At 38.7% G+C, this 8,052-nt stretch carries 6 protein-coding genes and 1 rRNA gene (1 of these 7 running past the window's edge); 1 reads left to right on the top strand and 6 read right to left on the bottom strand.

What is annotated here, in order from left to right; all coding sequences use genetic code 11:
• Window positions 1-70: 70 nt before the first annotated feature.
• The gene (locus bsdcttw_RS16915; protein ID WP_185256012.1) at window positions 71-862 is read left to right on the top strand and encodes an ABC transporter permease subunit; all 792 of its coding nucleotides are present in this window, start codon (window positions 71-73) and stop codon (window positions 860-862) included.
• Window positions 863-895: 33 nt separating this feature from the next.
• Here the strand turns inward: bsdcttw_RS16915 and bsdcttw_RS16920 are convergent, their stop codons facing one another.
• The 6 genes from bsdcttw_RS16920 to bsdcttw_RS16945 form a co-directional block, all read right to left on the bottom strand.
• Window positions 896-1,570, bottom strand: coding sequence for a uracil-DNA glycosylase (locus bsdcttw_RS16920; RefSeq protein WP_185256013.1), 675 nt, complete (start codon window positions 1,568-1,570; stop codon window positions 896-898).
• A 79-nt stretch (window positions 1,571-1,649) separates the two neighbouring features.
• Window positions 1,650-2,429, bottom strand: coding sequence for an imidazole glycerol phosphate synthase subunit HisF (hisF, locus tag bsdcttw_RS16925; protein WP_185256014.1), 780 nt, complete (start codon window positions 2,427-2,429; stop codon window positions 1,650-1,652).
• A 10-nt stretch (window positions 2,430-2,439) separates the two neighbouring features.
• On the bottom strand, window positions 2,440-3,045 hold the full coding sequence (hisH, locus tag bsdcttw_RS16930; RefSeq protein ID WP_185256015.1) for an imidazole glycerol phosphate synthase subunit HisH: 606 nt from the start codon (window positions 3,043-3,045) through the stop codon (window positions 2,440-2,442).
• Window positions 3,046-3,578: 533 nt separating this feature from the next.
• Entirely contained in the window at window positions 3,579-5,051 is a 1,473-nt protein-coding gene (locus tag bsdcttw_RS16935; RefSeq protein ID WP_207726424.1) for a hypothetical protein, read from the bottom strand.
• Window positions 5,052-5,160: 109 nt separating this feature from the next.
• Complete coding sequence (locus bsdcttw_RS16940) at window positions 5,161-6,051, bottom strand: chemotaxis protein (protein WP_185256017.1); 891 nt, start codon at window positions 6,049-6,051, stop codon at window positions 5,161-5,163.
• A gap of 218 nt (window positions 6,052-6,269) precedes the next feature.
• Window positions 6,270-8,052 (bottom strand): 23S ribosomal RNA (locus bsdcttw_RS16945) (it continues 1,132 nt past the right edge of the window).

Genomic DNA, 8,052 nt, shown 5'->3' on the forward strand with positions numbered 1-8,052 from the left:
AACGTAAGTAATGAATATTAACTATTGAAAAGAATATAATCTTACTTTTATATTCAGAAAAGAGGTAATTATGAATGTTTTCTTTCGCGAGCTAAAAGCAAATAGTAAAGCTCTATTGATATGGAGCATCTGTATTTTTCTGCTTGTAATCAGCGGAATGGGCAAATTCAGCGCCTATACTTCCGGTAATAACAATGAGGTATTTAACCAAATGCCTCATTCTGTCAAGGCATTGTTAGGTTTTTCAGACTTTAATGTAACTGCAATTGATGGCTTCTACGCCCTGTTATTCGTTTATATCTGCCTTACCGTAGCTATTCATGCGGCACTTCTAGGCTGTGGTATCATATCCAAAGAAGAAAGAGATAAAACCACAGAATTCCTTATGGCTAAACCAATCTCCAGAAGGGCCATACTGACAGCTAAATATGCTGCTGCAATTACAAATCTGATTATCGTTAATTTAGTGACATTAATATCTTCCATCCTCGCAGTAGACAATTTTAAAGGTGGAAAGGATATTCATATGACAATATTACTATTTATGGTCAGTCAATTCCTTGTTCAACTCATTTTCTTTACCCTTGGCACCTTATTTGCTTCTTTGCTTAAAAAGCCAAAAGCTTCATCCGGAATTGTTACCAGTATACTGCTTGCTGCCTACTTTATAGCCAGATTAACTGACTTCACCAGTAAACTGAATGTATTTAATATCCTATCTCCCTTTAAATACTTTGATTACGGAAGAATTTTGGATAAAGATGGATTAAATCTTCTAATTGTATTACTCTCTCTTCTCCTAAGTGCTGCATTCGCAGTATTTACCTATCGTTTCTATGAAAGAAGAGAATTCAGTATCTAAACTATCGAAATAATTATGTATTTAAAGCTTACTTTAAACATCCTCAATCTGCCAGTCAATAGGGGTAAGTCCGTTAGCCTTTAGAAATTCATTTGTCTTACTAAAGTGTTTACAGCCAAAGAATCCCCTATAGGCTGACAGAGGACTTGGATGTGGTGCCTCTAAAATAAGATGCTTGGGATTTGTTAGCATCGGTCTCTTAAGTCCGGCAGGTCTTCCCCATAATAAAAATACTATGGGTCTATCGATGGCATTCACCGCATGTATCACAGCATCGGTAAATTCTTCCCAACCGTGTCCCTGATGGGAATTAGCCTGATGTGCCCGTACGGTCAGAACAGTATTTAAGAGAAGGACTCCTTGTTTAGCCCAACTTACCAAGTAACCGTTGTTGGGAATCCGAAGTCCTAAATCCTCATTCAATTCCTTATAAATATTCAAGAGAGAAGGAGGAATCTCTACCTCCGGTTTTACAGAGAAACACAATCCATGTGCCTGTCCAACATTATGATAAGGATCCTGTCCAATTATAACCACCTTAACTTCATTCAGCGGTGTCAAATGGAAGGCATTAAATATATCATCGGTATTAGGATACACCACATAGTTACTATATTCCTCTTTAATAAAACGATATAATTTTGAATAATAGGGCTTGCGAAACTCATCTCCTATCGCTTCCAGCCAATCATTTGTAATAGCACTCATATCAAATAATCCTTTCTTACTCAACTGCTATGCCTGTTTAATGACCGCGGCTTTAACCGCGGCCTTTACTGTCATAGGCTTATAAAATTAATTCTTTTCTATAATTTACACTAACTCCGTTACTTCTAAGATAATCCTTTAGCTCTCTGATTTCAAGTTCTTTATAATGAAAAAGAGAGGCTGCAAGCACTGCATCCGCTTTCCCTTTTGTGAATGCATCCAAAAAATGCTCCTTCTTACCTGCGCCGCCAGAAGCAATAACCGGTATCGATACATTTTCAGAAATCATCCTGGTAAGCTCCAGATCATAACCATCCTTAGTCCCATCACAGTCCATACTGGTAATCAAAATCTCACCGGCACCAAGCTTGTCTGCCTTCATAGCCCATTCAATTGCATCTATTCCCATATCTACACGACCGCCGTTTTTATAGATATTCCAACCTGAACCATCTTCTCTTTTTTTGGCATCAATTGCAACTACCACACACTGACGCCCGAACTTATCCGCTGCTTCAGATATTAATTCAGGATTTAAAATAGCAGCCGTATTTACAGCAATCTTATCCGCACCTTCTCTTAATATAACTTTGAAGTCCTCAATCGTTCTGATCCCACCACCTACTGTAAATGGTATAAAAACGGTCTCAGCTACTCTTCTTACCATCTCAAGCTTAATAGCTCTTGCATCAGAAGAAGCTGTTATATCTAAGAATACCAGTTCATCTGCGCCTGCTTTATCATATTCTTTACCGACTTCAACAGGATCGCCGGCATCTCTTAAATTAACAAAATTTATTCCTTTCACAACACGTCCGTTATGGACATCCAGACATGGTATAATTCTTTTCGTAAACATTACCTGCCTCCTAAATTTCAGCAAAATTCTTTAATATTTTAAGCCCAATTTCTCCGCTTTTCTCCGGATGAAACTGACAGGCATAGATATTATTCTTTTCCACAGCTGCATGTATAGTAATTCCATATTCCGTCACGGCTGCAACTTCCTCTTCCTTTTCAGCCTCTAGGTAATAGGAATGAACAAAATAGACATAGGAGCCTTCAGGAATGGATGAGAATAGCCTGGTATCCTTCATAAATTGGAGGGAGTTCCATCCCATGTGAGGAATCTTTAATTCTCCGTTATCCGGTATTCGAAGTATTCTGCCTCTTAAAATACCAAGACCTGCAACACCTGGCGCTTCATCGCTGGATTCAAACATAAGTTGAAGTCCAAGGCAAATACCAAGAAAAGGTTTCCCACTGTCTGTTACTTCCTGAATTACTTCAATCAGCCGGTAGTTCTCAAGTCTTTTCATAGCCTCTCCAAAGGCCCCAACACCAGGCAAAATCACTTTATCTGCGGACAATATTTCTGCTCGGTCTCTGGTTACTATTGTATCTTCTCCCAGAAAGTTTAAAGCCTTCTCAACACTCTTTAGATTTCCTGCATCATAATCAATTATCGCTATCATGTACTGTCCTTCCTGAAATGTCATCCCACTTCGTTCCCTTATGTGGCATCTCAATTTTTACTTAATTTATATATTCATATTGGAGATATATATAAATACTCTAACTTCTTCCTTTTATGTGGCATCTTAATTTTTACTTAATTTATATATTCATATTGGAGATATATATAAATACTCTAACTTCTTCCTATTTATTTGTAATGATATTATAAGTATTTATATGATAAGTACTGCTTATATCATAAGTACTGCTTATATTACAAGTACTGCTTATATTACAAGTACTGTTTACATTACAAGTACTGTTTACATTACAAGTACTGTTTACATCCTTATTGTATAATAGGTTATTTATAAAAACAAGTCAAAAAGAAACTTTATGCAACTAAGTGCTGGTGTTATTTAATTGCTTCAAACATTATACATAATTAAAATGCAGTTGTAAGCATTTTACCATTCTTACAACTGCATTTTCTCTTATATTGCTTTTTTCTTATATTACTTTTCTCGTAATTTACGAACCTCTAACCCTTTTACTTTTTGCTTAGCTCTTTCTCTTTTTCTTTTTCACTTGCGATATTGATAACCTTTACACTATACTTTGCACGGTCTTCTATAGCATTTATAGCATCCGCCTGCTTTTCAGTAAGTCCATACGTATCCTTTAATTCCTTTAATATCTGTTTCTTAATAGTTTTCAGATTTTTCTCAATACCAAGTTCTTTTGCATGAGCGATATGTATATCATAACGGTCTAATCCTTTGAGAAGCGAATCTAAAGCTTCCGAATATTTGCTGACTTCCATATAATTATAATAAGAATTTAATTCTTTATTCACATACATGGTAGTCATTATTTTATCATAAGTCTTGTAATCCTGTTTCTTAACACTGATGCCATATATACTATAATAAGCTTCCGTATATCTTCCTCTTGAATACTCAATACTGGCAGTTCTTACATCAAGTCCATAGGAATAGGTTTTCGTACCTACAATAATTACTCCTGCAATCAATATAAAAAAGGTAAGAATAAATACAACTCCAAGGGGATTAAGCTTAATATTGTCATCAGGATCCGGCGGGGTCAGGTCTTTCTTTTCCTGCTTCTTTTGTTTCTTTATTGCTGCCTTATCAGCTGCTGCTTTCTTTTTTTCACTTTTCTTAGCATCTGCTGCTTTTTTCTTCTCTGCTTTTACTGCAGCCTTTTTAGCTTTATCTTCCTTTTTCTTGGCTAACTTTAGCTTTTCTTCCTCAGTAAGTGAATCTTCAGCAGCCTTTTTCTTATCTTTAGTATTTTTACTTGGCTTAGCCTTTGCCGTTTTACCAGCATTGTTTTTGGCCTTTTCTGCTTTCGTATTTTTACTTTCCTTTTTATTCTGCTTTTTATCCTCTTCCTTACCTTTACTTTCTGAGGCTTTTTTATTAGAATTATTCTTTTCTTCTTTCTTATCTTTTTTGCTGAATCTCGATAATAATTTCTGAAAAAAACCTAATTTCTTTTCAGGTGCTGCTTTAACGTCTCCTAGCAGTTCATCATTAACATCTTCAAGACTATCCATCGCACTAAGTGCATCTGAAAAAATATCTCCGAGATTATCCGGGCTCTTCAATTTAGGAGCAGAAGCTTTTTGATCTACTTCAAGTATCTGTTCAGCCACAAAGCTATCGACTGCCTCTTCCTGCTGAAAGCTTTCTTCGTGTTGTATTTCCTCTTGCTGTCTCTCCTCATTCTCCAAGGTAAAATCATCAATTGAGAAAATATCGTTTGTCACTTCCGCCGGTGTATCATCCTTTCTGGATGTATTAACTGAATTCTGTACACCACTTATATCACTTTTTTGCTTTTCATCCTGAGCTGATATCATATCTAATAAAGCTAAAAGATCTTCATCAGCATCCTCCATATCAGAAGATTCATCTAAGCGACTATAGATATCATCCCGTCTCAAATTATTATCTTTGGTATCCCCATTATTGTTAAATATATCTTTCTCATCCATCATATGGTTTATAGCCTTTCTCTTACTATCTTTTCTATTGCGTATTTTACAAAGCAATAATAATTACTCATATATAAGATATCGGCAATAACCGTACCTTTCTAAACCCCACTTATGCATTTACCAGACTATCCATTACTTCAATTAAAGTACCAATCTCAGGTTTTGTTATCTGAGCATCCGCTCCGATTGACTTACCTTTTATTCTCATCTCTGCATTGATTAATGATGAAAAAATTATTACAGGTATCGCTTTTAACTCTTTATCAGATTTAATCAGCTTAGTTAAATGATGCCCATCCATTTGAGGCATTTCAATATCAGTTATGACGCATTTTATTTTATCAAAGACAGTACCTTCATTGGTAAATTTCTGTATGATTTCCCATGCTTCAGCACCATTTTCAGTCATTATCAAGTTAGTATAACCTGCCTTTTCAAGGAAATCTCTGATTAATTTGCTTAACATAGGAGAATCCTCAGCAATTAGAATAGGCATGTTATTATTTATCCTATTATGCAAATGGCTTAAATCAGACATTTTAAGACCAGTCTCAGGATTTATATCCGTTATTATTCTTTCAAAATCCAATATTACAATTAATTTATTGTTCAACTTTAAAATACCGGTAGCTGATGCATTTATCGTTTTATCAGGTTTATTGATATCTTCCCAGGAAACACGATGTATTCCAACAACACCGTCGACATGAAACGCAATATTCGACTTATTAAAATTAGTCACAATATTCATATGCCCAAAACTATCATTGTTCTCGGTCACATGAAGTGCTTTTGATAAGTTAATTAATGTTATGATATCTTCTCTGGGCATAAAGATACCTTCTATATAGGGATGCGCATTAGGAATGGGTGTAGGTTTCTGATAAGGCAGTATTTCTCTTACCTTTGCCACATTTATTCCATAAAAATTCTCACCAATCTTAAATTCTAATATTTCCAATTCATTCGTTCCGCTTTCTAATAATACACCATTTTCCATATTTATCCTCCCTTTGCATCTTCCCTTAAATAGCATGGACGAAATATTTTTCTTTAATTATTAATATTATAGTATATAATTCTACAAATTTCAAACTTATTATACAAATCCAATAAACAATTACACATATAAAAAAGACCCCAAATATCTTATACGATACTTAGAGTCTTATATACCATTGATTCAACATACACATTTCCTTGATTTCATCTAATTTCTAGGTCAAGCCCTCGACCTATTAGTATTAGTCAGCTACATGCATTACTGCACTTCCACCTCTAACCTATCCACCTGGTAGTCTTCCAGGGGTCTTACTAGCTTATGCTATGGGATATCTCATCTTGAGGGGGGCTTCACGCTTAGATGCCTTCAGCGTTTATCCCTTCCCGACTTGGCTACTCGGCCGTGCACTTGGCAGTGCAACCGATACACCAGAGGTCAGTCCAACCCGGTCCTCTCGTACTAAGGTCAGCTCCTCTCAAATATCCTACGCCCGCGCCGGATAGGGACCGAACTGTCTCACGACGTTCTGAACCCAGCTCGCGTACCGCTTTAATGGGCGAACAGCCCAACCCTTGGGACCTAATACAGCCCCAGGATGCGATGAGCCGACATCGAGGTGCCAAACCACTCCGTCGATGTGAACTCTTGGGAGTGATAAGCCTGTTATCCCCAGGGTAGCTTTTATCCGTTGAGCGATGGCAATCCCACTTTATACCACCGGATCACTAAGTCCTACTTTCGTACCTGCTCCACCCGTCGGTGTCGCAGTCAAGCCCTCTTATGCCTTTGCACTCTTCGGATGGTTTCCGTCCATCCTGAGAGGACCTTTGAGCGCCTCCGATACCCTTTCGGAGGCGACCGCCCCAGTCAAACTCCCCACCTGACATTGTCCACCAGCCAGCTAATGGCTGCATGTTAGAAACCCAATACTGCAAGGGTGGTATCCCAACATCGGCTCCACGGCAACCGGAGTTACCGCTTCATAGCCTCCCACCTATCCTGTGCATGCAATACCGAATCCCAGTATCAAGCTAGAGTAAAGCTCCATGGGGTCTTTCCGTCCTGGCGCAGGTAACCAGCATCTTCACTGGTACTTCAATTTCACCGGGTGCATTGTCGAGACAGTGCCCAAATCATTACGCCTTTCGTGCGGGTCGGAACTTACCCGACAAGGAATTTCGCTACCTTAGGACCGTTATAGTTACGGCCGCCGTTTACTGGGGCTTAAGTTCAACGCTTCGGATTGCTCCTAACATCTCCCCTTAACCTTCCAGCACCGGGCAGGCGTCAGCCCATATACTTCACCTTACGGTTTTGCATAGACCTGTGTTTTTGCTAAACAGTTGCTTGGGCCAATTCTCTGCGGCCTGTATTTCTACAGGCACCCCTTCTCCCGAAGTTACGGGGTTATTTTGCCGAGTTCCTTAACAATGCTTCTCCCGTCGGCCTTAGGATTCTCTCCTCATCCACCTGTGTCGGTTTACGGTACGGGCTTATAAAAAGCAATAGCGGCTTTTCTTGGCAGTGCCTTCATCAGCTTCCCTACTTTAAATTTCGGTCCACATCACGTCTTCCCATTGCATGACGGATTTTCCTGCCACACTGGTACCTCGCTTGTACCGGGTCTTCCTCTCCCGGCTCTGACTTCGTCTCTGCGTCCCCACAGTTCTGTTTTTATAAGGTACAGGAATTTCAACCTGTTGTCCATCGACTACGTCTTTCGACCTCGCCTTAGGTCCCGACTTACCCAGAGCAGATCAGCTTTACTCTGGAAACCTTGGATATTCGGCCTGAAAGATTCTCACTTTCATCTCGCTACTCATTCCGGCATTCTCTCTTCTTATCCCTCCACGGCTCCTTACGGTACCGCTTCATCAGTCTTAAGAATGCTCCTCTACCACTGCAGTTCAACTGCAATCCACAGCTTCGGTGTCGTGTTTTAGCCCCGGACATTTTCGGCGCAGGACCTCTCGACTAGTGAGCTATTACGCACTCTTT

Source organism: Anaerocolumna chitinilytica (assembly GCF_014218355.1).
GTDB classification, from domain to species: Bacteria; Bacillota; Clostridia; order Lachnospirales; family Lachnospiraceae; genus Anaerocolumna; species Anaerocolumna chitinilytica.